Genomic DNA, 25,239 nt, shown 5'->3' with positions numbered 1-25,239 from the left:
AGTCCCTTATTGCGCTCCGGGCAGCCAGATTCGTCCTTTCCTTCTAAGACACTTGCGGGATGAAAATAAGCAAATAGTCATATTCAATCCCACAAACGACAGGGCCGGCCAAAACCGGCCCTGTCAGATCAGCCTTCCGCGTGAGCGAGGATTTTCCTGGTTGCGCCTGAAACGTCACCCAGCTTGAGACCGGTCTTTACGGAAGCTTCGCGTGCCTTGCCCTTGTCCTGTATGTCCAGCGCACGCGAGGCGACCGCGTTCACTTCGTCACGCGGCAGGACGAGAACACCGCTCTCATCGGCCAGAATGGCATCACCCGGATTGACGACGACACCGCCGCAGGAGACCGGAATGTTGATGCCGCCACCCAGATCATAGAGCCGGGTGGTGATGGGCGAGATGCCCCTGGCCCACATCGGAAAATCGGAATCCTCGATTTCCGTCAGGTCCGTGCAGGGGCCATCCACAATGCCGGCGACGGCCCCCGCCGCCTTCGCCGCGATGGTCACACCGCCGCCCCAACACGCATAGCGGTCGTCCCCCATCCGGTCCACCACCAGAATATCGCCGGGGCGAAGCATTCCGGTTACGTGGTGAAGCAAGGTGGAATCCGGACCCGGTATGGCGATGGTGACGGCGGTGCCCACCACGCGGCGCTTCGGGAGGAGCGGCTGGATGGAACGGTGCATGAAGCCGAAGAAACGCCAGTGTCCGACGGTGGCTGTTTCGACGCCCGACAGGAGCTTGAGATCGCTTTCAGCTATCTGCTCCGGCATGGGGTTGATCGTATACATAAGGCGCCTCCTATGCGCAGGCCTGCAACTGCTTGCCGATGCGGCGATGGCTGACCATCGGGATGAGTGAACGCACACGTTCGATCTGGGCACGCTCGATGCGGGCCGTCACGAAGCCGACACCATCGGAGGCGCGCGCCACCACATGACCCCACGGATCGCAGACCAGCGAGTGACCATAGGTATGACGCCGTTCGCCGTTGGAAACGGTGCTGCCGGTCTGGCCGCAGGCCGCGAAATAGGTCTGGGTTTCGATGGCACGGGCCCGCGCCAGCACCTCCCAGTGATCCTTGCCGGTCTGCAACGTGAATGCGGCGGGAAGAACGATCACATCGGCACCGGCCTTTTCCAGCTCCAGATAAAGTTCGGCAAAGCGGATGTCGTAGCAGATCGCGCAGCCGATCTTGAACCCGTCGAGGTCATAGACGACGACATTCTCGCCCGGCTTGACGGTGGCGGATTCCTTATAGGCCGTCCCGTCCGGCCCGACGATGTCGAACATATGGATCTTGCGATAATGCGCGATCTCCTGGCCTTCGCGATTGAATACGAAAGTGGAATTGTAGATGCGCTTTTCGTTCGGAACCTTTTCCATCAGGGTACCGGCATGGACAAAGACTTTGTGCTCACGAGCAAAGTCCTGCGCCATTTTGTAGGCAGGACCACCGGGAACGCTCTCGGCTGCCGCAAGTTTTTCTTCCGAAGTACCGCCGTAATATTCGAAATATTCGGGCAGCACGATTAGGTCCGGAGAATCCGTGCGCACGGCATCTTCCATCAATCCCCGCGTAATGCGCAGGTTTTCGGCCTTGTCGGCCTGCGGGCTCGTTTGGATCAGGGTGATCTTCATTTTTTCCTCCAGCGAATGGGTTAGTAATCAGTTCAGTCAGGCAACCAGGGCTTCGCTTTTCAGCATGTTTACGGTCGAGACCATGCCCTGGCGAAGCGTCATGTTCTGGGTGGCGACGACCAGCATCGCGGCGCCCTCGTCCTGCGCGAAGCGCCGTTCGGCTTCGGTCCAGGCGGGCATGATCCACGGCTTCCCGGCAGCGCGTGCAGCAGCCGCGCAGCGGCGCAGGTCGGCCTTGTCGTCATCATTGAAAGCGTAGGCTCCCCGCCCCCGCGCAAGCGCCAGATCCGAAGGGCCGGGAAACAAGCCGTCAACCGTATCGAGCGCAATGATCTTCTCGACATCGGCAAGACTTTCCGCCGTCTCGATCATGGCGAAGCATTTGGTGCGCTTGTTCTCTTTCTCGAAGGCATCGGTGGCCGGGCGGGCATAACCGAAAATGCGGCCGCCAGTATAAGAGCGCGTGCCGACCAGCGGATATTTTGCCGCTTTCGTAACCTGCTGTGCATGTTCCACGCCCAGAATATGCGGAACGATGACGCCATCCGATCCGAAGTCCAGCGCCTGCTGAATGGCTTCTGGCGTCGGCGCCAGCACCTTGGTCAGGGTGGAAAGACCCTGCGCCTTGGTAAAGGCCAGAAATTGGTCCAGTGTCGACAGGTCGAAGGTTCCGTGCTCGAGTTCGAGGACGAAGGACGAGAAGCCGCAGGTCCGGGCAATTTCGAGATAGCTGAAATGCGGTTGCGACATCCAGAGGGCGATATTTTCCATGCTTGAAGTCACTTTCAGTTGGGAGGTTATTTGCCGATTGTGCGTGACAATCCGAGTGTGCGTTCGATGACGAAGATGATGAGCAGCGTCGCCGCGATCAGCACGACCGAGATGGAAGCGGTCATCGGATCGGTGCGGCTTTCGACATAATTGAAGATTTCGACCGGCAGCGTCGTCATGCGTGGCCCGGTGATGAAGAGCGAGATCACCACCTCATCGAAGGACAGGAGGAAGGACAAAGCCGCACTTGCCACCAGACCCGGCATCATCAATGGCAGTGTGATGCGACGGAACACCGTGAACGGGGACGCACCCAGCATCGTGGCGGCCTCTTCGACCGATGGAGGCAAGGTGGAGAACGCGGTTATCATGATGCGGATGACGTAAGGGGTCGTCACGATCAGATGGGCGATCACAAGACCTGTAAATGTGCCGAGAAGTTCCAGCCGCACGAAGACCAACAGAATGGCGAGGCCCAGCACGATGGATGGCAGAAGCAGCGGCGCGGTAAAGAGGTTCAGCACCGCTTCGCGTCCACGGAACTGATAACGGCGGATCGCATAGGCTGCCGGGATACCCGCCAGAAGCGACAGGACGGTAACGACCGATGCAATGCCAAGGCTGATCCAGAACGCCTGGATGAGCGTTTCATGGTGCAGCATTTCCGCATACCACCGCACGCCCCAGCTCTGCGGCGGAAACGTCAGATAGTTATCGTTGCTGAACGATAACGGCACCACCACCAGAATGGGGGCCAGCAGGAACAGGTAAAGCAGGCCGACCAGAAGGCGGAATGGCAATGAAGTTGAACCGATCATCTCATTTCTCCTTGCCGGTCAGTCGATGCGACGTGCGATACGGGAATAGACCATCAGAGCGAGGCCGAAGATGATCAGGACAATGACGGAGGTTGCGGCGGCCCGCGGCCATTCAAGCTGGATCACGGCCTGATCGTAGATTTCCGTCGCCAGCAGGAACACGCGCCCCCCGCCAAGCAGTTTGGGCGTGATGAAGGAACTGATTGCCAGCACGAAGCAAAGCAGGCAGCCAAGCGCGATACCCGGCAAGGTGAGCGGCAGGATGATGCGGCGAAACCGGGTGAAGGCATTGGCGCCGAGGGATGCCGCAGCCTCCTCAAGCGAAGCGTTCAGGCGCCCGAAACCGGCAATCAGCGACAGCGCCATGTAGGGGATCAGGATTTCCACCATGCCGATGAACACACCAAGCGTATTGTTGACGAGCCTGATGGGGGAGGAAATGACGCCGAGGTTCATCAAGGCTCCGTTGACGAGCCCCTGATCCCCTAGAAGCACCATCCAGCCATAGGTGCGCACCACGCTGCTGACGAGCAGCGGCGAGACCGTCACCACGAAAAGAAAGTTGCGCCATACGGGTGAAACACGGTGCAGGAAAAGCGCAATCGGATAGGCGCAGACGAGCGTTGCCAGCGTGATGAATGCGCTCAGCCAGAGCGAGTTGAACACAAGCCCCCAGTTGAAGCTGTCGGTGAAGAAGTTGATGTAGTTTTCGAACGTATAGCGGTCTGTCAGGACACCGCCGCTCTCGCTTTGCAGGAAAGATATCTGCGCCAGATGCGCAACCGGCGCGATAAAGGCGATGAGATTGATCAAGGCCATCGGCAGAAGAAGCGCAACGGCGACGAGACCGTAACGCCTGCGTCTCGACGGCTTTGCCGGGATGATGCCGGTTGATGTGATCGCTGTCATGACGTCAGCTCCCGAAAACCAGCATATCTTCTGGTTTCCATTCGCACAGCAGCCGGTCACCGGTATGGAATGCATGTCCCGCGCTGGCGGTCGGCACTTCAACTTTCAGGCAGGCGCCCTCGATCTCGATGTCGTATTGAACGATGTCGCCGATATAGGTCGTACGCTCAACCACGCCGTGCGCGCTGTTGGTTACGACGCTAACAAGATTGCGATCGCGGTTGGGCGTGAGATTGATGCGATGCGGACGAATGGCGATCTGCCCGGACCCGCGTGACTTTCCATGCGTGTTGCAGCGATAGGCGGCGCTGCCGAGACGGCAGACATTTTCGTCGAGGATCTCGCAATTGTGGACATTGGCGCGACCGACGAATTTGGCGACGAACAGCGAGGATGGCTTTTCATAGATTTCTTCCGGCGAACCAAGTTGCGCCAGCCTGCCGCTATCCATAACGCCCACGACATCGCACATTGTCAGCGCTTCTACCTGATCATGCGTGACGAAGACCGTGGTGATATCGAGGCGTTTCTGAATCTCGCGGATTTCGATCCGCATGTCGTCGCGCAGCTTCGCATCCAGATTGGACAGGGGCTCATCGAGCAGAAGAATACGCGGACGAATGACCAGCGCGCGCGCAAGCGCCACGCGCTGCTGCTGGCCGCCGGACATTTCCTTGGGCTTGCGCGAGCCATAGCCGGGAAGCCGCACCATTTCGAGTGCTTCTTCCACCCGCTTCTTCGCCTCAGCCTTGGCAACCTTGCGCATATCGAGGCCGAAAGCGACATTCTCGGCCACCGTCATATGCGGGAACAGGGCATAGTTCTGGAAAACCAGACCGATATCGCGCTGATGGGGCGGCCTATGCGAAATATCGTTGCCATCGATCAGGATGTTGCCGTCCGAAATCGATGCGAGACCCGCAATCATGCGTAATGTCGTGGTCTTGCCGCAACCGGACGGGCCGAGGAGACCGAGCAGTTTTCCGCGGGGAAGATCGAGATGAAGATCGTCCACTGCCCGGTAATTGTTACCGTAAAGCTTGGTGAGGGCTTTCAACTGTAGAAATGAGCTTTCTGCTGCCATATCGAAACCTGCAAGGGTTCGGTGCCGCCCCGAAAAAACGGGGCGGAAGCGTAAATTTCAGGGTGAGGTAGGTTTAACGACCAGCCGGAATGATCTGGCGCCGCCAGGGATTGAGCAACTTGTCGCGCATATCGCCGATAGTCATCCAGTCGACCGGAATGAGCTTCTCGCGTTGAGCCGTATCCATGTACGGGATGCGCTTTTTCGTTGCGTCGTTCACAGCCGCTTTCGTGTTCGATGGCGCATAGAACATGATCTCGGCGAAACGGGCCTGCGCCTCGGGGCTTATCGCGTAATCGATGAAGGTCCTGGTTGCATCCATGTTCTTGCCGTTGGCAATGGCGCTGATCACATTCACCTGCGCAGCCGTGCCTTCCTTCGGCCCGACCGACTGAAGCTTTCCGCCAGTCTGATCATAATAGAACTGCGCACGCGCATTATAACCGATGGAGAGGGTCGCCGTTCCGTTTGCAACCAGCGTATAGGCATCGGGCTTCGGTTCCCACGTCTGTACGGCAGGCGCCAGTTCCACCAGCTTGTCTACGCCGGGCTTTACGGTCTTCGTATAATCGCCTTCACCGGCAAGCCGGTTTGCAATGATCGTAAGCAGGATGGCCTGAATATCGCCACCGCCCTGCGCCGGGATGATGACCTTGCCGCTTTGCTGCTTGTCCCAGAGCGCTTCCCAGCTATCCGGCGCACCTTGCCCAAATGCATCATGATTATAAAGCAGCGAAAGCGTGTCATATGTGATTGGAATTGCAGCGCCGGCGAGTTCCTTGCCGAGCTTAGCCACATCCGCATAATTTTTGAGCGTCGCTGGGTCGAGCTTTTCAACCAGCCCTTCCTCATCGGCTATCTTGGCGACCGAGAGATCGTAGATTACCGCATCCGTCTGCGGCGAGGACTTCTGGGCACGCATGTTGCCAAGCGATGTCGCTGCATTCTGCACCCCGTAATAAGTGACCTTGATGTCGGGATGTTCCTTCTGGAACGGTTCGATGACGGCCTTGACGTAATTGTCCTGAAATGCGCCGCGATAACCCATTACGGTAATTTCCGCAGCATTGGCTGCGAAAACAGTCAGAGCCGAAACACTCAACGCTAAACTCGCCAGAAAAGCCGATTTTCTGTTGATCAGACGTGCCATCAGTCACTCCCCTTTTGTTTGAGAACAAGGTGGAGAATGGTGGCGGGAGCGTCCAACGACTTATTCTGTCCGCCTGTTCGATTTTGCTTTATGCCTTTGAAACTCGGAGCTTTTGCTCCTGCATTTCAGGCGAAGATACTGGTCTGATGAAACCTGCATCCAGCACGTGATGAAATTCTGATCCATTGCCTGTTTTTTGAGCAGATTCCCGCTGAGCGGTAGCCATTCGCCCGTTGCCTTATGCCTTTGTCGCCTCGAAACCACCGGCATCGCAAGACTGGCACGGTCCTTGCTTCTCTAAAATCGAACACCGAGCCGCGCGACACCGCATGACTTGTGGTGATCGATCAACCGAGGATGACAGAGAGACTAGCCGATGACCAAGTACAAGCTCGAATACATTTGGCTCGATGGATGCACCCCTGCTGCCGGACTGCGCGGCAAGACGCAGATCAAGGAATTCGATGCTTTCCCGACGCTCGACCAACTGCCGCTCTGGGGTTTCGATGGTTCTTCCACGATGCAGGCTGAAGGCCGCAGCTCGGATTGCGTGTTGAAGCCGGTCGCGATCTATCCCGATCCTGCCCGCAAGAACGGCGCTCTCGTGATGTGCGAAGTCATGATGCCGGATGGCATCACGCCGCATCCGTCCAACAGCCGTGCAACCGTCCTTGAAGACGATGATGCATGGTTCGGCTTCGAGCAGGAATATTTCTTCTACAAGGACGGTCGTCCGCTCGGCTTCCCGGAACAGGGTTTCCCCGCCCCGCAAGGACCGTATTACACCGGCGTCGGCTACAAGAATGTCGGTTCCATCGCCCGCAAGATCGTCGAGGAGCATCTCGATCTCTGCCTGGATGCGGGCATCAATCACGAAGGCATCAATGCGGAAGTGGCCAAGGGCCAGTGGGAATTCCAGATTTTCGGCAAGGGTTCTAAAAACGCCGCAGACCAGATGTGGATCGCCCGTTACCTCCTGCTTCGTCTTTGCGAGCAGTACGAAATCGACATCGAGTTCCACTGCAAGCCGCTCGGCGATACCGACTGGAACGGCTCGGGCATGCACTGCAACTTCTCGACCAGATACATGCGTGAAGTGGGCGGCAAGGATTATTTCGAAGCCCTCATGGCGCAGTTCGAGAAGAATTTGCAGGACCATATCGACGTTTACGGCCCGGACAACCACATGCGCCTGACCGGCAAGCACGAAACCGCTCCGTGGAACAAGTTCTCCTATGGCGTTGCCGACCGCGGCGCCTCGATCCGCGTTCCACACTCCTTCGTGAGGGATGGATATCGCGGTTATCTCGAAGATCGCCGCCCGAATTCACAGGGCTGCCCATACCAGATCGCTTCGCAGGTCCTGAAGACGATTTCTGAAGTCCCGACCTCGGAAGACGAAGCACTCGCTGCCTGATTTCCAGACGAACGGCCCGGTGGAGGAATTCAGCGGGCCGGTGGTTGGGTTTCTCGGAAAACCGCAAACAACAAAAAAGGCCGGGGCGAAAACGCACCGACCTTCCTGATCATCGCTTTACTACCAGTGCCAGTACATCCGTGGTCAAAAGCATCAAGCGATGAAGGCTATTGCGAGCGACAGACGCGTTCCAGCGCTCTTAAGCAATGCCTATGACAGCCATATAGGCGCACATCTTGTTCAAAACAAGGTCGTGCATCAAATTAGTTCCGGCTTCCCCTTCCCGCGCAAGACCGAAGCATATCGTTCCCAGGATGCCCGAACGACCTGTCTGCGTCCGTCCACATCATCCTCCATGATTATCGATCGCCATCGCACTGCGGAACGTCCGGGCCGTTATCCCCGCTGATCTGAATGAACGGGTGACAGGATTGGGAAACCGAACGAGCGCCGATGGCAGAAGCCTGGGGAGACTGGATTCCTTGCAAACGGCCCAGACTCGAATCATTGACTTTTGAAAATGGCCGCATTTAAACACCTGTCACATTCCTGTAATGGATCAATCCCCCCGCGACCGCGTAACCCGGTGCGCTGCGTAAGAAATCAAGAGTAAATCATGGCAAACGAAGATCTCGAAGCTCGGCATCTGGAGACTCTTGATCGCGACCTTGGCCGCTTCGTCAAGCTGGAAACGGCGGCGAGCTACGTCTCCCGTCCGCTCGTGGCGCCCGGCATCGCTCTTGTATTCATCATGCTTGCCGGGCTTGGAGCGGCGATGCTGCTGGGTCATTCCAGCCAGATGTTCATCGTTGTCGCCGCAGCCGTCTTCGGCGCTTACATGGCGTTGAATATCGGCGCCAATGACGTTGCCAACAATATGGGACCCGCTGTCGGGGCCAATGCGCTGAGCATGGGCGGTGCGATTGCGATTGCTGCCATTTTTGAAAGTGCGGGTGCGCTCATTGCCGGGGCCGATGTCGTCTCGACGGTGGCGACCGGCATCATTGCGCCCGATACGCTCGCAACCCCGGTCATGTTCATCTGGGCGATGATGGCGGCGTTGCTCGCCTCGGCGCTCTGGGTCAATCTTGCCACCTGGATCGGCGCTCCCGTTTCAACCACCCATGCGGTTGTCGGAGGCGTCGTCGGGGCGGGTATCGTTGCGGCTGGCTTTGGAGCGGTGAACTGGTCGCAGATGGCCGCAATCGCGGCAAGCTGGGTTATCTCGCCGGTGCTGGGTGCGATCATAGCCGCCGGTTTTCTCTGGCTGATCAAAGCCCGTATCGTCTACCGCGCGGATAAGATTGCCGCTGCCCGCGTTTGGGTGCCCATTCTTGTCGGTCTGATGGCTGGCACCTTTGCAACCTATCTGATCATGAAGGGGCTGAAGCAGCTGGTCGATGTATCGATCGAGGTCGCTCTCGCCATCGGGCTGGCTTTCGGGCTTGCAAGCTGGCTAACCTTGATCCCGGTCATTCGCCGCCAGTCGCAGGGGCTCGAAAACCGCAACAAATCGCTGAAAGTCCTGTTCAGCATTCCGCTGGTTGTTTCGGCGGCGTTGCTTAGCTTCGCCCATGGTGCAAATGACGTGGCCAATGCGGTCGGTCCGCTTGCGGCGATTGTTCAGACATCGCAGACGGGCACGTTGATTGACGGTGTCGAGATTCCGCTCTGGGTCATGCTGATCGGCGCTTGTGGCATTTCGTTCGGCCTGTGCCTGTTCGGTCCGAAGCTCATCCGGATGGTTGGCAATCAGATCACCAAGCTGAACCCGATGCGGGCCTATTGCGTGTCGCTTTCCGCCGCGATCACCGTCATTCTCGCCAGTTGGCTGGGATTGCCGGTCAGTTCAACCCACATCGCCATTGGTGCGATCTTCGGCGTCGGATTCTTTCGCGAATGGGATACGGAACGCCGGCTGAAAAAGGCGCGCCAGGCCCTGCCGCTTGAATCCATCCCGGTTGAAGAGCGTCGCCGCCGCAAGCTGGTTCGCCGTTCTCACGCGCTGACGATTGCCGCAGCCTGGGTGGTAACGGTTCCCGCTGCCGCAATTCTGTCGGCCATTCTGTTTGCCTTGCTGAACCAGTTGCCCGTGGGGAATTCCTGATTCAGCGAGCTAAAGCGTGTCGCATTTATCATATTCACAAAACACGCTTTAAGCTTTCGTGCATGTCTTTATCCCAAAACCGGTTCCCACTTTTGGGAGACATGCTTTAGGCTCCGCCGAGAATTGTAAAAGCCCCGAGCTGCAAGCCCGGGGGGTTGTCCCCGCTACTGCTCACGCCATGGGAGCCCCGGATAGAAGCTGGATTGAGCGTCAAGAAAATGCTCCAATCCCGTGGACTGATTGACACCATCATAGGGTCATCAAGGCAGGCGGCATAAATGGAATTCAAGGAGACTGGCATGAGCGTGCAATTTGCCCCGCAGCTGACGGTGTGCGGGATTGAGGAACTGGCCGGGCAGCGAGCGCGAAAGGTCACCCATGTTCTGTCGCTGGTCGATCCAGACCTTCCCGAACTGGATGCGTTTCAGACTTTCGAGCAGCATCATCGCGTGACGTTGCGCTTTCACGACATCATCAATGCCGCCGACAATCACACAATGCCAACGCCGGATCATATGAGCTCGATCCTCCAGTTCGGCTCGGACTTCCTCGCTGCACAGAACGGGGAAGCGCCGCGCCACCTGCTGGTCCATTGCCATATGGGCGTGTCGCGTTCGACGGCGGCCATGGTTTCGCTCATGGCGCAGGGCAATCCCGACGAAAACGCTGAAAACCTTTTTGCGCGCCTTGTCGCCATTCGCCCGCAGGCCTGGCCGAATTCACAGATGATCGGCTTTGCCGACGAGCAGCTTGGGCGTAAAGGCGAACTGACCGACGCATTGCGCAGGCATTACGGCCGCCAGATCGAACGCAACCCGCAATTTACGGAATGGATGACAAGGCTGGGCCGTCAGGCCGAGCTTCAGATGGCGATACCGGCTTCACCGTCGACGGCATCATCGATGTGACCACATCAGCCTGCGAAAGAAAAAGGCGCCTTTCGGCGCCTTTTTCCTAACTTATCAATCGACCAGCCCATATCAATATACAGGCGCCGATGAAGCCCGCGATCAGATAGCCCAGCCAGCCGCCGAACGAAACACCGAGCAATCCGAAGATAAAACTCGCTACGGCTGCGCCGATGATACCGAGAATGATATTCATGAATATCCCGGTATTGCTGTTCATGAAATTGGAGGCAATCCAGCCGGCCAGACCGCCGATGATGATTGCCGCAATCCAGCCTATTCCTGCGCTTCCCATCGAGAACCCTCCTGATTACAGTCCGGCGGGCACCTTGCCGCCGTTATCCTTCAGTTTCTGAATGACCTGCTTGTGCAGCCAGACATTCATGGTCGCGGAATCACCCGTGTCACCGGTATAGCCCAGTTCCTTGGCAAGTTCCTTGCGGTGCTCCAGGCTGCTGTCGAGGCCAAGAGCCTTCATCAGATCGACGATCGAAGTCTTCCAGTTGAGCTTCTGGCCGCTTTTGGCAACGGCGGCATCAAGAATAGCGCCTACGTCGACGCTGCCCGCAGCAGCGGGTGCCGACTGTGCCGGAGCGGCAGCGCTCGGCGATGCGGTTGGCGTCGGCGCTGGCGAAGCAGCGGTTTCCGTGGAAGGCGTTGCAGCCTGCGCCTCTCCCCAAATGGCGTTCTTAATCTTGTCGAAAATCCCCATCACGAACTCCAATCGTTGAAAAATCGATATGCCCCCAAACTCCCGACTTAGGACGATCGGAAACCTGGACACAGCAAATCATCCGGTGATTCCCGGACAAACGCTCGAAGTAAATGAAGATGAAGCGGTTTTGTTCCCTATAAAGTTGTAACAGAAAGTTTCAGCGTGTCTTGATCGCGCATCTGTGCAGCTAGGCGCGTGCCGATCGGACGTGCCGGAATCAGCCTGATGTTCTGCGCCGGACATATCGCCAGCCCGAAACAATCCCCTATCTTGTTACGCATCAGCCCCGAACAAGGGAGTGGCCGCGCGTGCACAAGCAGCTTGTTACGTTCAATGCCGGTTCGTCGACCGTCAAGATCGGCACCTTCGCCTTTGACGGACAGCAACTCCGAAAACGGGCGCGGGGCGAGATTGATCTGAACGAATCTCCCGTGACCTTTCGATTGCGCGGTGAAAGCGGGAACCTCGACATTGCCCTGGCATCTGCGGATGCCGGGAATATCGTCAGCATTCTGGAAGAACTGTTCGCACGATTGTCCGATCATATCAGCCCCGGCAACATTCTCGGCGTCGGTCACCGCGTCGTCTTTGGCGGGGATCAATTCGCCGGGCCGGTCTTGTTAGACGACAAACATATCGAAGCCATCGAGAGCCTTTCCATTTACGCGCCGCTCCACCAGCCCAAAAGCACAGCTCTGATAAAGGCCGTCCGGAAACTCCTCCCCCATCTTCCGCAGGCGGCCTCCTTCGATACCGCCTTCCACCAGACCATACCGGACAAGATCAGGCGTTTTGCGGTTCCCATCGCCCTCCACGAACGCGGAATAAAGCGATATGGCTTTCACGGCTTGTCCTACAAATCCATCATCGCGAACTTTTCCCGACGAGTGCCGGAGCTTGCTGGCGGGAGGATCGTCGCCGCACATCTGGGAAGCGGGGCAAGCCTGTGCGCCATGGACGGCGGCAAAAGCGTCGACACCAGCATGAGCTTTTCCACGCTTGACGGCATTCCGATGGCGACCCGTTGCGGAACCATCGATCCCGGCGTTCTCCTTCATTTGTTGCAGCAGGAAAACATGCAGGCGGATGCGCTTGCCGACCTGCTTTATCATCGCTCCGGCCTTCTCGGATTGTCCGGGATAAGCAGCGATACACGCGACCTGCTCGCAAGCGATGATGCCCGTGCCCGGGAAGCCATCGACATTTTCACCGCGCGCATTGCCGGTGAAATATGCAGGCTCGCCGCGACGCTCGGCGGACTGGATGCCTTGATCTTCACCGCCGGTATCGGGGAGCACCAGCCCGCAATCCGAGAGGCGGTCTGCGAGCGTCTTTCCTGGCTTGGTTTTGAAATCGACGCTGCCGCCAACAAAAACAATGCTTTCCGGATCACGCGCCCAACCTCGCCGGCAGCGGCCTTCGTGTTTGCTACCGACGAGGAACAGATTATCGCCGCCGAAACGCTGGACGCTCTTCGGAACCCCGCAGTTACAGCGCCCGCCGCATCTGCGTAACCATCCGCGAAGGAGACAGAGAATGACCAAAGCACCGGCCCAAGGCCCCCTGGCACCTCAGCAGCTCGCGCTGATCGATCGCTACTGGAAAGCGGCGAACTATCTTTCGGTGGGGCAGATCTACCTGATGGACAATCCCCTGCTGCGCAAACCGCTGGAACCTGAGCATATCAAGCCACGACTGCTCGGCCACTGGGGGACGACGCCCGGCCTGAATTTCATTTACGCGCACCTCAATCGCATCATTCGGGAAAGAAATGCCAACATAATCTACATATGCGGGCCGGGGCACGGTGGACCGGGCATGGTAGCGAACACCTATCTGGAAGGTTCCTATTCTGAAATCTATCCGGGCGTGAGCGAGGATGAGGCAGGAATGCGCAAACTGTTCCGGCAGTTTTCCTTTCCCGGCGGCATACCAAGCCATGTCGCGCCGGAAACCCCGGGCTCGATCCATGAGGGCGGCGAGCTGGGATATGCGCTTGTGCACGCCTATGGCGCCGCTTTCGACAATCCTGATCTGGTGGTCGCCTGTGTGGTCGGCGATGGAGAGGCGGAAACGGGAACCCTTGCCGCCTCGTGGCATTCCAACAAGTTTCTCAATCCCGCACGCGACGGCGCCGTGCTGCCGATCCTTCATCTGAACGGCTATAAAATCGCAAATCCCACCATCCTCGCCCGCCTTTCCGATGACGACCTCACCAGTCTCTTCAGGGGCTATGGCTATGAGCCGTTCTTCGTCGAGGGCAGCGAACCCGAGGCCATGCACCAACAGATGGCAGCAACCCTCGATGCGATCTTCGCCCGGGTCGAGACGATAAAGCGAAGTGCCGATGTGAAATCACCGGAGCGCCCCCGCTGGCCCATGATCATTCTGCGAAGCCCGAAAGGTTGGACCGGCCCGAAGGAGGTCGACGGGCTGATCGTAGAGAATTACTGGCGATCGCATCAGGTTCCCGTCGCTAATTGCCGCGAAAATGATGCGCATCGCAAAATTCTTGAAAACTGGATGAAAAGCTATGACCCGGAGGACCTGTTTGACGAAAAAGGTGCGCTGAAGCCCGAACTGCGCGCGCTCGCGCCGCAGGGCGAACGGCGCATGGGGGCCGGCCCGCATGCAAATGGCGGCTTGCTTCGCAAGGAACTGCACACGCCCGACTTCCGGCAATATGCCGTCGAGGTCACCGAACCGGGAGCGCTGGAAGGGCAATCCACCAAAATACTCGGTGAATATCTGCGCGACGTGCTGAAGCTGAACGAGCGGGAGAAGAATTTCCGTGTCTTCGGTCCCGATGAGACCGCTTCAAACCGTCTCGGCGCGGTCTTCGATGCCAGCGACCGCGTGTGGATGGCTGAAACCTTAGACATAGACGACCATCTGTCGGCCGATGGCCGCATCATGGAAGTATTGAGCGAGAATCTGTGTCAGGGCTGGCTGGAGGGCTATCTGCTGACCGGAAGGCACGGGTTTTTCTCCTGCTACGAAGCCTTCATCCATATTGTCGATTCCATGTTCAACCAGCATGCAAAATGGTTGCAGGTCGCGCGCGAACTGAAATGGCGAAAACCGATTTCATCGCTCAACTATCTTCTGACCTCTCATGTCTGGCGTCAGGATCATAACGGCTTTTCCCATCAGGACCCGGGCTTTGTCGATCTGGTGGCCAATAAGAGCGCCGATATCATCCGCGTCTATTTTCCCCCGGACGCCAACACGCTGCTGTGGGTTGCCGATCACTGCCTTAAAACCTGGGATCGCATCAACGTCATCGTGGCGGGAAAACAGCCTGAACCGCAATGGCTGTCGATAGACGAGGCCGTGCGCCATTGCGAAGCCGGTCTCGGCATATGGGACTGGGCCGGAACCGAGGACGGTCTGGAACCCGACATCGTGATGGCCTGCGCGGGTGATGTGCCAACGATGGAAGTTCTCGCCGCTGTTTCTCTCCTGCGCCAGTCCCTGCCGCATCTGCGCATCCGCGTCGTCAATGTCGTGGACCTGATGGTTCTGCAATCACCGCAACACCATCCGCACGGCATTGCCGACGACGAGTTCGACCGCATCTTCACGACCAACCGGCCCGTCATCTTTGCTTACCACGGTTATCCCTATCTCATTCACCGGCTGGTCTATAAACGCACCAACCATTCCAATTTCCACGTGCACGGCTTTATCGAACAGGGAACCACGACCACGCCTTTCGACATGACGGTGCTGAACGAACTGGACCGGTTTCATCTGGCCATGGCGGCTGTCAGGCGGCTGCCAATCGGCAATGACGTGGCGGGTCCTTTGATCGCCACGTTCGAGGAAAAGCTGGTTCTTCACAAACGTTACGTGCGGGAACATGGCGAAGACATGCCGGAAATCCGGGATTGGAAATGGGACGCACGGCTGTAAGCAACCGCGCGAAGAAGCGCGGCGCCCGCAGGCACCGCGCTTCAGGTTCAGCCAGTGTCGCAGGCGCCGTGAGGGCGCGATGCTGACGTGCGGGTTTTCTCACCAGCGCTTCAACCCCAGCAGTTTCTCGCCAAGCAGGGTCAGCGCGACTGTCTCGGCGTTGTGTTTTTCCCATTCGCGCGGATCACCGGGAAAAGCGTCGCGCCTTGGATGATCGCGCTCCCGCCAGAGCCGGATGCGTTCCAGTCGTTCGGTCTCGTTTTCCCATTCGGCAGGGTGCATGGAGATATATTGCGCCATGCGCACCCGGTTGTCGGAATGGTTCGGCCTGACGCCATGCGCCAGCAGCGAATTGAAGATCATCAGGTCGCCTGGCTCCATGTCGATATTGACCACTTCGAGCCCGGTCATGTCGGGATGCATGGGGTCGCGGTCGTCCGGCTGTGTTTTCACCCATTCCTCGAAATGCTCGAACAGATAGGGCACGCACTGGAAACCGCCCACATCGCCATCCTGCTTCTGCAGGCTAAGCACACCCTGCACGCCGATTGGCAGAGGCCGGATCGAAGTGTCCACGTCCCAATGAATGAAGCCGTGCGGGTTGCCCTTGATCTTCTTTGGCGGATTGAGGTTGGCCCGGTCGATGGTGACCCAGAGGTCCTCCCTGTCCCATATATCGACAAAGACGTCATAGACACGCTGCTCCATACGATTGTCCCAAAGATACTGGTGATTGTAGATTTCCAGCATCCCGGTATTGTTGAGCTCCTTCATCTTGTGCTCGCGCCGCTGCGGCGCATACCAGGTTGAAGGGTCTTTCGGGTCCTTTTCGTCGAATTCCCAGAGCAGATCGACAAGACGCGCAACATTGGCCGCCGGGACGGCCTGACGGACGATGACATATCCCCTTGTCGTCCAATGTTCCCAATCGGCCTTTGACAGGACGCGCAGCGGCAGGTTCTTCCTGATGTCCTTCAACTGGATCGTCGCGGCTGCGGTCGGATGGCTGTCGCGCTTGGTCATTGTGGTGTCCTGCATATCGTTCTCCCATCATATGCTTGCCCGGAACCGGGGATGCAGGAAAGCTAATGGTTTCCCGCGCGCCATGTTGCGCCCAAATGGACAAAACTGATACTATTCCAGCGTCGAACCTGTACCCCAAGGCAACATGAAGCCACTTCTTGAACATTTGCCCGCATCGCCGGACGCTTCCTGGAGCATGCTCAATCGGCGTCTCGACGATGCGATCCCCTTCGAATGGCATCATCATCCCGAGTTTGAATTGACGCTGACGCTCAATTCCCGCGGCCAGCGCTTCATCGGAAACCACGTCGCCGAATACGACCATGGCGATCTCGTCCTCATTGGCCCCGATCTGCCGCACACATGGGCCTCGCGCGAAAAACTCGACGAGACAAAACCGCACGTGGCGCTTGTCTTCTGGTTTCGAAGGGAATGGATAGATGGCCTGACGGGGGGATCGGTGGAGCTGGCTCCCATCCGTCGCCTGATATCCGACGCCGGCACGGCTCTGGCGTTTGATCCGGCGCTCGGTCGTCGCCTGTCGGCGGATTTCGAGGCGCTGTTCCTGCATCCGCCGGCGCAGCGGCTGATCGGCCTGCTGACGATACTGGCAAAGCTCGCGGAGGAGCGCACGAGACAGCCACTTTCGTCCGTCATTCCCCAGCAGCATGTGGGCGACCGCTCAAGGATCGACCGGGTACTCGTGCATATCCATAAGCACTATCACGCGCCCCTGCGCATGGAGGAGCTTGCCGAAATCGCGTTCCTCAGCATTTCGGGCCTGCATCGCCTGTTCCAGCGGCACACTCAGATGAGCGTCTCCGAATATGTGATCGCCTTGCGGATCGGCGAATCCTGCTCGCGGCTTTCGGGTACGAACCAGCCCATCCAGCACATAGCCGCCGAAGTCGGCTACGCTTCCCTCGCCAATTTCAACCGGCAGTTCAGACGGTTGCGCGGCATGTCCCCGCGCGAATACCGAATGTCCTTCCGCCGGTAGGTTCGACGTTAGGCAAAGGCTCACTCACCTGCCATTGGGCTCAGGACTGCTCTGGAAAACGCATAATCAGAGGTCCTTGATCAGAAAGACCTCGGATTGGGGCTGAAACTTTCCAAAGGAAATGGCTCCGGCCTCGCGAAAGCCATTGCTCCGGTGAAATTGCTGAGGTTCCTTCTCGTCGGCAACACTCGATGTCATCAATTGCGTGGCCTGTTGTTCCCGCATCGCGGTTTCCCAGCGCTGGAACAGCAATCCGCCAATGCCGCGCCGCCGGTATTGGGGAATGACCCAGATCATATCCATGTAGGGGATAACACCCCAAAACCAGCTGTAGCGAAGAAATCCGGCAGGCTCCGCATCGGTAAGAGTAATGATATACTCGCCAGCGGAAAGACAGCGCTTCACCCAGTGCGCAGGCACGTGCGGGTCATGGCTGATCAGCCAGTCCGTATATCGGATATCAGCGGTAATAACATTCGCGTTCATTCTCTGCCTGTCATTTTGTCCGCTCCATTGGCCCCGTCGTTCGGGACCGGACCGCTTCGCCATGAGTTGTCCGTGGCAAGAAAATCGACGAACGCCCGCAGTTTCGGCGAGAGATGGCGGCTCGACGGCCACATGACCTGCAAGGGCGTGGGAATATCGAGATAATCCTCGAGAACGCTGACCAGTGTCCCGTTCGCCAATTGGGGGCGTACGCTCAGATCCGGGATGGAAACAAGGCCGATGCCTTGCTCCGCCAGGGATATTTGCGGCTCCAGTGAATTCAGCACCATGCGGGCGGTCAGGTCGGCTTCGAAGATTTCATCTTGCCTTCTGAAACGCCAGCGGTCGAGCTTGCCGGTCGTGGGGAAGCGGTAAACCAGGCACGAATGGCGCGCCAGATCCTCCGGCTTTTCCGGCACACCATTCCTGCGCAGATAATCCGGAGAGGCAACGACCGCCCGGCGATAGGAGCCGAGCTTGCGGGCCATCAAACGGGAATCGCCCTGATGGCCTGTACGGATCACGGCATCGAACCCCTCCTCGATCACGTCCACAAGCCGATCGGTAAAGTCGAGTTCCAGTTCTATTTGCGGGTGGTGGCGCGCGAAAACCGCAATGGCCGGCAGGAACAATGCGCCCAGCGACGGCAGGCTGACGCGGAGCCTGCCGCTCAGTTCCTGACAGGTCTGCGACAATTCACTTTCGGCCATCTCGAATTCACACAGGATGCGGTGGCATCGGTCGAGAAACTTCACGCCTTCCGGCGTCAGCGAAATGCTGCGGGTGGAACGATGGAACAGCCTTGTGCCGAACCGTTCCTCCAGCCGCACCACTGCCTTGCTTACAGCAGACGGCGAAATGCTCAACCGACGCCCCGCCTCCGTGAAACCTCCGGTTTCGGCTGCCTGCACGAAAGCGCGCAATGCGCCAAGACTGTCCATCCTCTGAGCCTCCATGCCCGACATAAATGTCAAAAGTATTTGGAATTATAGCCTACTTTTCTTGATTGGCGAGATTGAGCAATTTCCCCAACCCGATTTACCAATAGGATTTTGCTCCATGACATCCACCTCCACCCCTCGACAAAGCACGGAAAGGCTGCCCGTCGGGGCGCTGCTGGCCCTCGCCATGGCGGGCGTCATCACGCTCATGACCGAAGTCATGCCCGCTGGCCTTCTTCAACAGATCAGCCCCAGCCTCGGCATTACCGACAGTCTGGCGGGGCAGATGATATCCGTTTACGCCGCAGGCTCGTTTCTCACCGCCATTCCGCTCATCACTTTCACGCAAAAACTGCGCCGTCGCCCGCTTCTGCTCATGGCGATCGTCGGCTTCGCGGTGGTGAATGCCGTAACCGCCCTTTCCAACAGCTTCGCGCTGATGCTCATCGCCCGGTTCTGCGCCGGAATATCCGCCGGCCTGGTGTGGGCGTGGCTTGTTGGCTATGCAGCCCGGCTTGCGCCATCGCATCTTGCCGGACGTGCGATTGCCATTGTCGGCATCAGCGCGCCGCTGGCATTTTCCTTCGGCGTTCCGGCAGGCACATTTATCGGTGCGCTGGCCGGATGGCGGCTCGCTTTCGGATTGATGAGCCTTCTCGCGCTTGCCCTCGCCATCATGATCCACTTCATCGTGCCGGACCTTCCCGGACAGAAGCAGGAACAGCGGTTTTCCGTGCCGGATACACTGCGCATACCGGGCGTGCTGAAGATACTCGGCATGACGCTGGCATTCGTGATCGCACATAATATCCTTTACACCTATGTGTCGCCGTTCCTGAGCCTTTCCGGCCTGTCGGCCCGCGCCGACATGGTGCTCTTCATCTTCGGCATTGCGGGAATTGCCGGTCTCTGGGTCGTCGGCACGTACATCGACCGCAAGCTGTGGCCAATGATGCAAGGCAGCATCATCGTTGTTGCCGTCTGCGCCATCGCCTTCGGGGTCTGGAACACCTCGCCGCTGATCGTTCTTGCCACCGCCGGCCTGTGGGGACTGATTTTTGGCGGCGTTCCAACGCTGCTTCAGACAGCGCTCGCCAAAGCTGCCGGCAGCGCGGCGGACGTGGCGCAAGCAATGCTCGTCACCTTCTGGAATCTCGCCATTGCCGCAGGGGGACTGATCGGCGGCCTTGTTCTCGGCGGTTTGGGCGCAGGCTATCTTCCCTGGGCGATGGTCGCATTTCTCGCGGTCACATGGCTGATTTCGCTTCAGTCACATGCCGTTGAGCTCTCTGCTGAAACGCAACCATAAGCCGGGGAACGAGGGACATGGGCTCGGCAAATGCTGGACATGGAATGCCGGGCGTGGCTGGCTTCCAGCAGTCTCGTCCGCTCATGTCACCTCTTGCGCGCCACGATATAGGGGCGATTATCGTTGCCCCTCGCGGCGTGGCGTTCAACGGCAAGGATATCGAAGCCCGCCGCAGATATTTGCTGGCTCAGTTCCGTCGCCGGGAAGACGCCCGCATAGGGCGCCTTGCCGATCAGGCGCATCGCGGGCAATGCCAGCCGGATGAGCGGGTTCATGTCGCCCACGCAAGGCGTCTTGGAAATGAACAAGCCTCCCGGCTCAAGCAAAGTGTGGATCGAGCGCAGCGTGTCCGACAGGTCACGAACCAGATGGAGATAGTTGAAACCAAGAACCACGTTGAACCGTGCCGCCTCTGAGGCAAGCGCCTGCGCAGTCGCCGTTCGGAAGGAGAGAGCCGGGACCGGGGCAGCGGCAAGCTTTTCGTTGGCAATCGCGATCATTCCGGCAGAAAAATCTGTCGCTAGATAATGCTGAACAGCACCGGCAAGCTTAAGCGCTGTCGTTCCTGTTCCGCAGCCCAGTTCCACCACCTTGTCGCTTGCACCAAGCAAAGCCCGGGTCCGGTCCAGCGTGCGCTCATAGCCGATCTGATCCGCGATCTTGCCCATGGCATATTTCCGCGATGTCCGATCCCAGAAACGCGCATCGCTTGCTGTGTTCATGAAGGGCCGCCTCCCAACCACCGTTGCACGCATGAATAGTGCAGAAATGTGATTGCGTGAAGAGGCGGCTCTCCGCGCCCGGGCTGATGAATGCTTCAATCAGCAAAGGCTTTTCTGTCTGGTGCGACGCTGAACCAGATAGGTAGCAACGGTAGCAGCGAACAGCAGCAATGCCGTTGCCACCACGACAGCGACATAGGCATTCTCGAACGCCTGCGAAGCGAGCGTGGTCAACGCACGGGCGTCAGCGGCGGCCATCGATTGCGCTGCAAGCAGCGCCTCATCAAGGCTGTCGCGGACAACAGGAGGAATGCCTGAACCGGCTGGCAGAACGAGGCTCGCCGTATAGAACGCTGACAGGATACTGCCGAAGATCGTTACGCCCAGAGCATTGCCAAGCTCGAACGAGACTTCCTCCACCGAAGCGGCCATCCCCGCTTTTTCGGCAGGCGCGCTTCCCATGATCGAGGATGATGCGCCGGTCATCGCACAGCCGACGCCAAAGCCAAGGACGGCAAGCCCCGCCAGATAGAAGTGCGCCGAGATCCGGTAGGTGAGGATGTAGATCATCACCCCGAGCGCCGTAACGCCGAGCGATATCCAGAGCACCTTGCCCGCACCGAAGCGCGGCAACATTGCGCCCGCAAGCGGCCCCGCAACGAAAGCTGCCAGCGGGATAGGCAGAATGGTCAGGCCCGCCTGGAGCGGTGTCATGCCTTCGATCAGCTGCATGCGCTGGCTGAAAACCAGTTCCATGCCGGTCATCGAGCCCGACGCGACCAGAGCTGCAAACACGCCCAACGAGAACAGTCTCGTCCTGAACAGCGAGAAATCGATCAGTGGTTCAGCGCTTGCAAACTGTCTGCGGACGAAGATCGTCGTGGCAGCAAGGCCGATGACGAGCGCTGCCGCAAAAATGGACATGGAAGCATCGCGCTTTGCAAGTTCCTTGACGGCATAGGTGAGCGCGATCAGCCCCACCATGATCTGGATCGACCCGACCAGGTCCCATTTGCGCTGTGAGCCGAGCGGACGGTTTTCAAGGTGGAAGGCCGAAAGCCCGAGCGCAACCAGAACGACCGGCACATTGATCAGAAAGACCGAACCCCACCAGAAATATTCCAGCAGAATGCCGCCCGCGACCGGACCGATGGCAGCGCCACCCGAAGCGATTGCCGCCCATATGCCGATGGCAAGCGAGCGTTCTTTCTCATCGGTGAACGTGAGGCGGATGATCGAAAGTGTGGCAGGCATCATCATGGCCGCACCGCAGGCAAGGAATGCGCGCGCCGCAATCAGAATTTCCGGATTTGGCGAATAGGCTGCACAGAGCGAGGCAAGGCCAAACACCGCCAGCCCGTTCATGAACATGCGCTTGTGGCCGAGCTTGTCACCGAGCGTGCCGAGGCCCGGCAGCAGACCTGCTACCACCAGAGGGTAGATGTTCATGATCCAGAGCTTTTCCGAAGCGCTGGCCGCCAGATCATGGGTAAGACGCGGCAGGGCTGTGTAAAGCACCGTCATATCCACGACGATCAGGAACAACGCGCTGGAAACAATTGCGAGAACGAGCCAGCGATTTTGCGGCAACATCGGTTCATACCTTTTCAATACGGTCGTATTCAAACTTGTCAGAGGTGCCGACGTAATATAAATCCGTCCGTATGGAAAGTAAGAAATTGCAAAAAACGGGTCGCCCGCGCTCGATCGACCGCGATCATGTGCTCGACATGGCCGAGAAGCTGGTTGAGGAAGGCGGCATCCTTGCGCTGACCATGGACGCGGTGGCGCAGGCCGCCGGTGTAACCAAGGGCGGCGTGCAATATTGCTTCGGCAACAAAGACGGGCTGATGAAAGCCATGATCGAACGGCTGGGCGACCGGTTCGACGATCAGGTGGCGGCACGCAAGCGGCATAAGAATGACGCGATCTCACACATAGCGGCCCATATAGCGGTGACGCGCGAAAGCGACGCAGACGACGATTCGCGGTTTGCAGCCATGATGGCGAGCCTGATACCCAACTCCCATTATCTCGAGGAAACCCGCGCCTGGTATCGCAGGCAATGGGACGGGCTAGATGTTTCGACGCCGGAAGGACGGCGGGCGCGCTTGGCATTCATTGCCAATGAGGGCGCATTCTGGCTGAGAAGCTTCAACCTGTTCGAGCTGACACAGAAAGAATGGCAGTCGATCTTCGATGATATCGAAGAGCTTCTTGGCGAGCATTCAAAAGGGCGCGAATAGGTTTCAACGGCGGATCGAAGTTGGCGCTCGCTCCATCATCGCTACCGGCAGGGACAAGAAATCTGTGCCATTAGAGCGGTTCCTATTCTAACAGAATCGCCGGAACCGCTCTAACTATTTGTTTTGTCGCATTATCCAACGCATCGGAGCGGGATAAGAAATCAGTCCAGTGAACTGATTTCCCCGCGTAAACGTTTCACACTTTTGCTGGAAATGCTCTAGGGCGCGTTTCGAGAACCGTTTCACAGTTTTCGGGATGCGCTCCGGCCTCAAGAAATCTTCTTTCGGTATTCTGTAGGGCCTAGTCCCGTATGGCGTTTGAAATATTTACTTAAGTAAGACGCATCTGCAAATTCAAGATCATGTGCAATTTGCTGCATTGACCTTTTTGGCTGCATCAACTGTTTCTTGATTTCCAGTATTACCTGTCGATCGATCAACGTTTTCGGGGCATCATTAAAAAATCTCTTGGTGAGTTGCGAGAGATAATAAGGTGTCACATTCAGGAGACCCACATAAAAGGACACTTCACGCTGATGTCTGCAATGCAGGAATATCAGCTCCCAGAATTTCCAGCAGAGCGCTTCCTGCCTGCTGTAATCATTTTTCTCGGAAATATCGAAACCGGCGGCCTTATGCGAAAGCCACAAGAACAGATTCTGAAACTGATTGACCAGAATGGTTCTCTGATATTGCAGCGGCTCTTCGTAAATGAAAGCGGTCATCTTCTCCCAGACCGAGAGAAAACGAATGGTACGCTCATCGGCCTTAAAAAACGGATGCCGGCTTAGAAACAGAAACAACTCGTTTGGCAATCCATAAGCAATATCCGAGGCTATGGAGCGCTCTATCAGATAATAAGAGCAGGAAAAATCAGATGATCTATTGCTCACAGAAGCGATGGAATCGTCATAAAGAACCAGAAAATCGTCTTTCTGCATCTGGTAGCTTCGGAAATTCACCTCGAATTCGGCCGAGCCATTCTGGCAAATGAGCAGCACAACATAGCTCAATGACAATAGCTGGTTATCGTCTTCCTCGAGCCGACCTTTCCCGATCCCGAACTCGACGCCTTCGGCGGGGCGCAAGGAGCAACCTGTTTTCATTTTGTCCATCATTGCAGCGCAATCGCTTCAGATAAAGACCGTTTGTTTTCATTATTACCTACTTCACCCGGTTCCTTCCATTGTCAACTTTTCCCTGCCTTCGTTAAAAGCCGGGGACAGCAACCCTCGATAGAAATGAGAAGAACCATGCTTGAAACCGAACGTCTGATCATGCGGCCATGGCAAGATAGCGATGCAGCCAGCCTGTATAAATATGCCAGCGATGATCGGGTGGGACCGATTGCCGGCTGGCCAGTTCACCAGAGTGAGGAAGAAAGTCTGGAAATTATCCGGACCGTGTTTTCGCATCCGGAAGTCTATGCCGTCACCCTGAAAGAGGACAATGTCGCCATCGGCATGGTGGGATTACTGATCGGCAAGGACAGTAATTTTGATATCGCCGCCAATGAAGCAGAGGTTGCCTACTGGATCGGTGTCCCCTTCTGGGGAAAGGGCCTTATTCCGGAAGCTGTGAAGGAACTGATGCGCCATGCCTTCGAAGACCTGAAAATGGCGGCTCTGTGGTGTGGTTATTTCGCCGAAAACGAGCAATCCTTCAAAGCCCAGGCGAAATGTGGCTTTAAACATCACCACACGGAAGAGAAGCAGTTCAACCAGTTCATGAATGACCATCGCGTCGAACATATAAGCCATATCGGCTTGGATGAGTGGCTGGACTTACAGAAGTGATTTTCGGTGCAAACAAGGTTTGTGTGGGGCTTTGCGGCCCCTGCTCCTTTTCTGGGTTGCGGCGGATGCGAGCGATTATCCGGCTATTTTGCCCCTTTAAACGCCAAAACCCGCCGCTTGTGCGACGAGTTTTATTTTTGGTTGCGGGGGCAGGATTTGAACCTGCGGCCTTCAGGTTATGAGCCTGACGAGCTACCGGGCTGCTCCACCCCGCGTTATGGGTGCGATATTATGACCGGTTTTGGTATTTTTTTGGCGCTTTGAGCGTGATTTGATCT

General features: G+C 57.5%; 24 protein-coding genes and 1 tRNA gene. 9 read left to right on the top strand and 16 right to left on the bottom strand.

The features are described 5' to 3' along the window. Positions 1-128: 128 nt before the first annotated feature. The 7 genes from ACOWVS_RS17540 to ACOWVS_RS17510 all read right to left on the bottom strand — a co-directional run bounded on the left by ACOWVS_RS17540 (position 129) and on the right by ACOWVS_RS17510 (position 6,376). The gene (locus ACOWVS_RS17540) at positions 129-794 is read right to left on the bottom strand and encodes an RraA family protein (RefSeq protein WP_006470064.1); all 666 of its coding nucleotides are present in this window, start codon (positions 792-794) and stop codon (positions 129-131) included. Between the two features lie 10 nt (positions 795-804). Then, positions 805-1,644: a carbon-nitrogen hydrolase family protein gene (locus ACOWVS_RS17535; protein WP_006471846.1), complete on the bottom strand. Its 840-nt coding sequence runs from the start codon at positions 1,642-1,644 to the stop codon at positions 805-807. A gap of 36 nt (positions 1,645-1,680) precedes the next feature. After that, positions 1,681-2,415 (bottom strand): HpcH/HpaI aldolase family protein, encoded by a 735-nt coding sequence (locus ACOWVS_RS17530; RefSeq protein WP_006471845.1) that lies wholly within the window; start codon positions 2,413-2,415, stop codon positions 1,681-1,683. A 26-nt stretch (positions 2,416-2,441) separates the two neighbouring features. Further along, a complete protein-coding gene (locus ACOWVS_RS17525; protein ID WP_006470062.1) occupies positions 2,442-3,233 on the bottom strand; it encodes an ABC transporter permease in 792 nt (263 codons plus the stop codon). Between the two features lie 18 nt (positions 3,234-3,251). Further along, entirely contained in the window at positions 3,252-4,142 is an 891-nt protein-coding gene (locus tag ACOWVS_RS17520) for an ABC transporter permease (protein ID WP_006471844.1), read from the bottom strand. A gap of 4 nt (positions 4,143-4,146) precedes the next feature. Continuing rightward, on the bottom strand, positions 4,147-5,226 hold the full coding sequence (locus ACOWVS_RS17515) for an ABC transporter ATP-binding protein (RefSeq protein WP_006470060.1): 1,080 nt from the start codon (positions 5,224-5,226) through the stop codon (positions 4,147-4,149). Between the two features lie 73 nt (positions 5,227-5,299). Next, on the bottom strand, positions 5,300-6,376 hold the full coding sequence (locus ACOWVS_RS17510) for an extracellular solute-binding protein (RefSeq protein ID WP_006470059.1): 1,077 nt from the start codon (positions 6,374-6,376) through the stop codon (positions 5,300-5,302). Between the two features lie 376 nt (positions 6,377-6,752). Here ACOWVS_RS17510 and ACOWVS_RS17505 point away from each other — a divergent pair, with 376 nt between their 5' ends. The 3 genes from ACOWVS_RS17505 (at position 6,753) to ACOWVS_RS17495 (ending at position 10,808) form a co-directional block, all read left to right on the top strand. After that, a complete protein-coding gene (locus tag ACOWVS_RS17505) occupies positions 6,753-7,793 on the top strand; it encodes a glutamine synthetase beta-grasp domain-containing protein (protein ID WP_006470057.1) in 1,041 nt (346 codons plus the stop codon). Between the two features lie 616 nt (positions 7,794-8,409). Then, positions 8,410-9,900 (top strand): inorganic phosphate transporter, encoded by a 1,491-nt coding sequence (locus ACOWVS_RS17500; protein WP_006470055.1) that lies wholly within the window; start codon positions 8,410-8,412, stop codon positions 9,898-9,900. A 299-nt stretch (positions 9,901-10,199) separates the two neighbouring features. Continuing rightward, a complete protein-coding gene (locus tag ACOWVS_RS17495; RefSeq protein WP_031346241.1) occupies positions 10,200-10,808 on the top strand; it encodes a tyrosine phosphatase family protein in 609 nt (202 codons plus the stop codon). Positions 10,809-10,854: 46 nt separating this feature from the next. On the opposite strand, the gene ACOWVS_RS17490 is transcribed toward ACOWVS_RS17495, so the two are convergent. Continuing rightward, positions 10,855-11,103: a GlsB/YeaQ/YmgE family stress response membrane protein gene (locus ACOWVS_RS17490; protein ID WP_006470053.1), complete on the bottom strand. Its 249-nt coding sequence runs from the start codon at positions 11,101-11,103 to the stop codon at positions 10,855-10,857. A 15-nt stretch (positions 11,104-11,118) separates the two neighbouring features. Next, a complete protein-coding gene (locus ACOWVS_RS17485) occupies positions 11,119-11,520 on the bottom strand; it encodes a DUF3597 domain-containing protein (RefSeq protein WP_006471843.1) in 402 nt (133 codons plus the stop codon). 311 nt (positions 11,521-11,831) lie between these two features. On the opposite strand from ACOWVS_RS17485, the gene ACOWVS_RS17480 reads away from it, so the two are divergent. Further along, positions 11,832-13,037 (top strand): acetate/propionate family kinase, encoded by a 1,206-nt coding sequence (locus ACOWVS_RS17480; RefSeq protein ID WP_006470050.1) that lies wholly within the window; start codon positions 11,832-11,834, stop codon positions 13,035-13,037. A 22-nt stretch (positions 13,038-13,059) separates the two neighbouring features. Further along, positions 13,060-15,438 carry a phosphoketolase family protein gene (locus ACOWVS_RS17475; RefSeq protein ID WP_006471842.1) on the top strand — a complete coding sequence of 793 codons (2,379 nt, stop codon included), beginning with the start codon at positions 13,060-13,062 and terminating at the stop codon, positions 15,436-15,438. 99 nt (positions 15,439-15,537) lie between these two features. On the opposite strand, the gene ACOWVS_RS17470 is transcribed toward ACOWVS_RS17475, so the two are convergent. Further along, positions 15,538-16,476, bottom strand: coding sequence for a phytanoyl-CoA dioxygenase family protein (locus tag ACOWVS_RS17470; protein WP_006470048.1), 939 nt, complete (start codon positions 16,474-16,476; stop codon positions 15,538-15,540). A gap of 130 nt (positions 16,477-16,606) precedes the next feature. On the opposite strand from ACOWVS_RS17470, the gene ACOWVS_RS17465 reads away from it, so the two are divergent. Then, entirely contained in the window at positions 16,607-17,461 is an 855-nt protein-coding gene (locus ACOWVS_RS17465; RefSeq protein WP_006471841.1) for a helix-turn-helix domain-containing protein, read from the top strand. A 66-nt stretch (positions 17,462-17,527) separates the two neighbouring features. On the opposite strand, the gene ACOWVS_RS17460 is transcribed toward ACOWVS_RS17465, so the two are convergent. Continuing rightward, complete coding sequence (locus ACOWVS_RS17460; protein ID WP_006470047.1) at positions 17,528-17,947, bottom strand: GNAT family N-acetyltransferase; 420 nt, start codon at positions 17,945-17,947, stop codon at positions 17,528-17,530. Then, positions 17,944-18,888 (bottom strand): LysR family transcriptional regulator, encoded by a 945-nt coding sequence (locus ACOWVS_RS17455; RefSeq protein ID WP_006471840.1) that lies wholly within the window; start codon positions 18,886-18,888, stop codon positions 17,944-17,946. The genes ACOWVS_RS17460 and ACOWVS_RS17455 overlap by 4 nt, the downstream gene beginning before the upstream one ends. A gap of 118 nt (positions 18,889-19,006) precedes the next feature. Between ACOWVS_RS17455 and ACOWVS_RS17450 the strand changes: the two genes are divergently transcribed. Beyond that, positions 19,007-20,197, top strand: coding sequence for an MFS transporter (locus tag ACOWVS_RS17450; protein WP_100652508.1), 1,191 nt, complete (start codon positions 19,007-19,009; stop codon positions 20,195-20,197). An 86-nt stretch (positions 20,198-20,283) separates the two neighbouring features. Here the strand turns inward: ACOWVS_RS17450 and ACOWVS_RS17445 are convergent, their stop codons facing one another. Both ACOWVS_RS17445 and ACOWVS_RS17440 read right to left on the bottom strand, forming a co-directional pair. Next, a complete protein-coding gene (locus ACOWVS_RS17445) occupies positions 20,284-20,919 on the bottom strand; it encodes a class I SAM-dependent methyltransferase (protein ID WP_006471837.1) in 636 nt (211 codons plus the stop codon). A gap of 99 nt (positions 20,920-21,018) precedes the next feature. Then, positions 21,019-22,512, bottom strand: coding sequence for an MFS transporter (locus tag ACOWVS_RS17440; RefSeq protein WP_021585687.1), 1,494 nt, complete (start codon positions 22,510-22,512; stop codon positions 21,019-21,021). Between the two features lie 86 nt (positions 22,513-22,598). On the opposite strand from ACOWVS_RS17440, the gene ACOWVS_RS17435 reads away from it, so the two are divergent. Further along, the gene (locus ACOWVS_RS17435; protein ID WP_006471834.1) at positions 22,599-23,165 is read left to right on the top strand and encodes a TetR/AcrR family transcriptional regulator; all 567 of its coding nucleotides are present in this window, start codon (positions 22,599-22,601) and stop codon (positions 23,163-23,165) included. 269 nt (positions 23,166-23,434) lie between these two features. Here ACOWVS_RS17435 and ACOWVS_RS17430 read toward each other — a convergent pair whose 3' ends face one another. Further along, positions 23,435-24,283, bottom strand: a complete 849-nt coding sequence (locus tag ACOWVS_RS17430; protein WP_075042211.1) for a helix-turn-helix domain-containing protein — start codon at positions 24,281-24,283, stop codon at positions 23,435-23,437. A gap of 135 nt (positions 24,284-24,418) precedes the next feature. Here ACOWVS_RS17430 and ACOWVS_RS17425 point away from each other — a divergent pair, with 135 nt between their 5' ends. Continuing rightward, entirely contained in the window at positions 24,419-24,961 is a 543-nt protein-coding gene (locus ACOWVS_RS17425; RefSeq protein WP_006471833.1) for a GNAT family N-acetyltransferase, read from the top strand. A gap of 138 nt (positions 24,962-25,099) precedes the next feature. On the opposite strand, the gene ACOWVS_RS17420 is transcribed toward ACOWVS_RS17425, so the two are convergent. Beyond that, a tRNA-Met gene (locus tag ACOWVS_RS17420) sits at positions 25,100-25,176 on the bottom strand. Positions 25,177-25,239: the final 63 nt, after the last annotated feature.

The sequence above is a fragment of the Brucella sp. IR068 genome (assembly GCF_049065885.1).
Taxonomy (GTDB): Bacteria; Pseudomonadota; Alphaproteobacteria; order Rhizobiales; family Rhizobiaceae; genus Brucella; species Brucella intermedia.
Note: the sequence above shows the minus strand (reverse complement) of the source record. Positions and strands in the feature narration are given on the sequence as shown.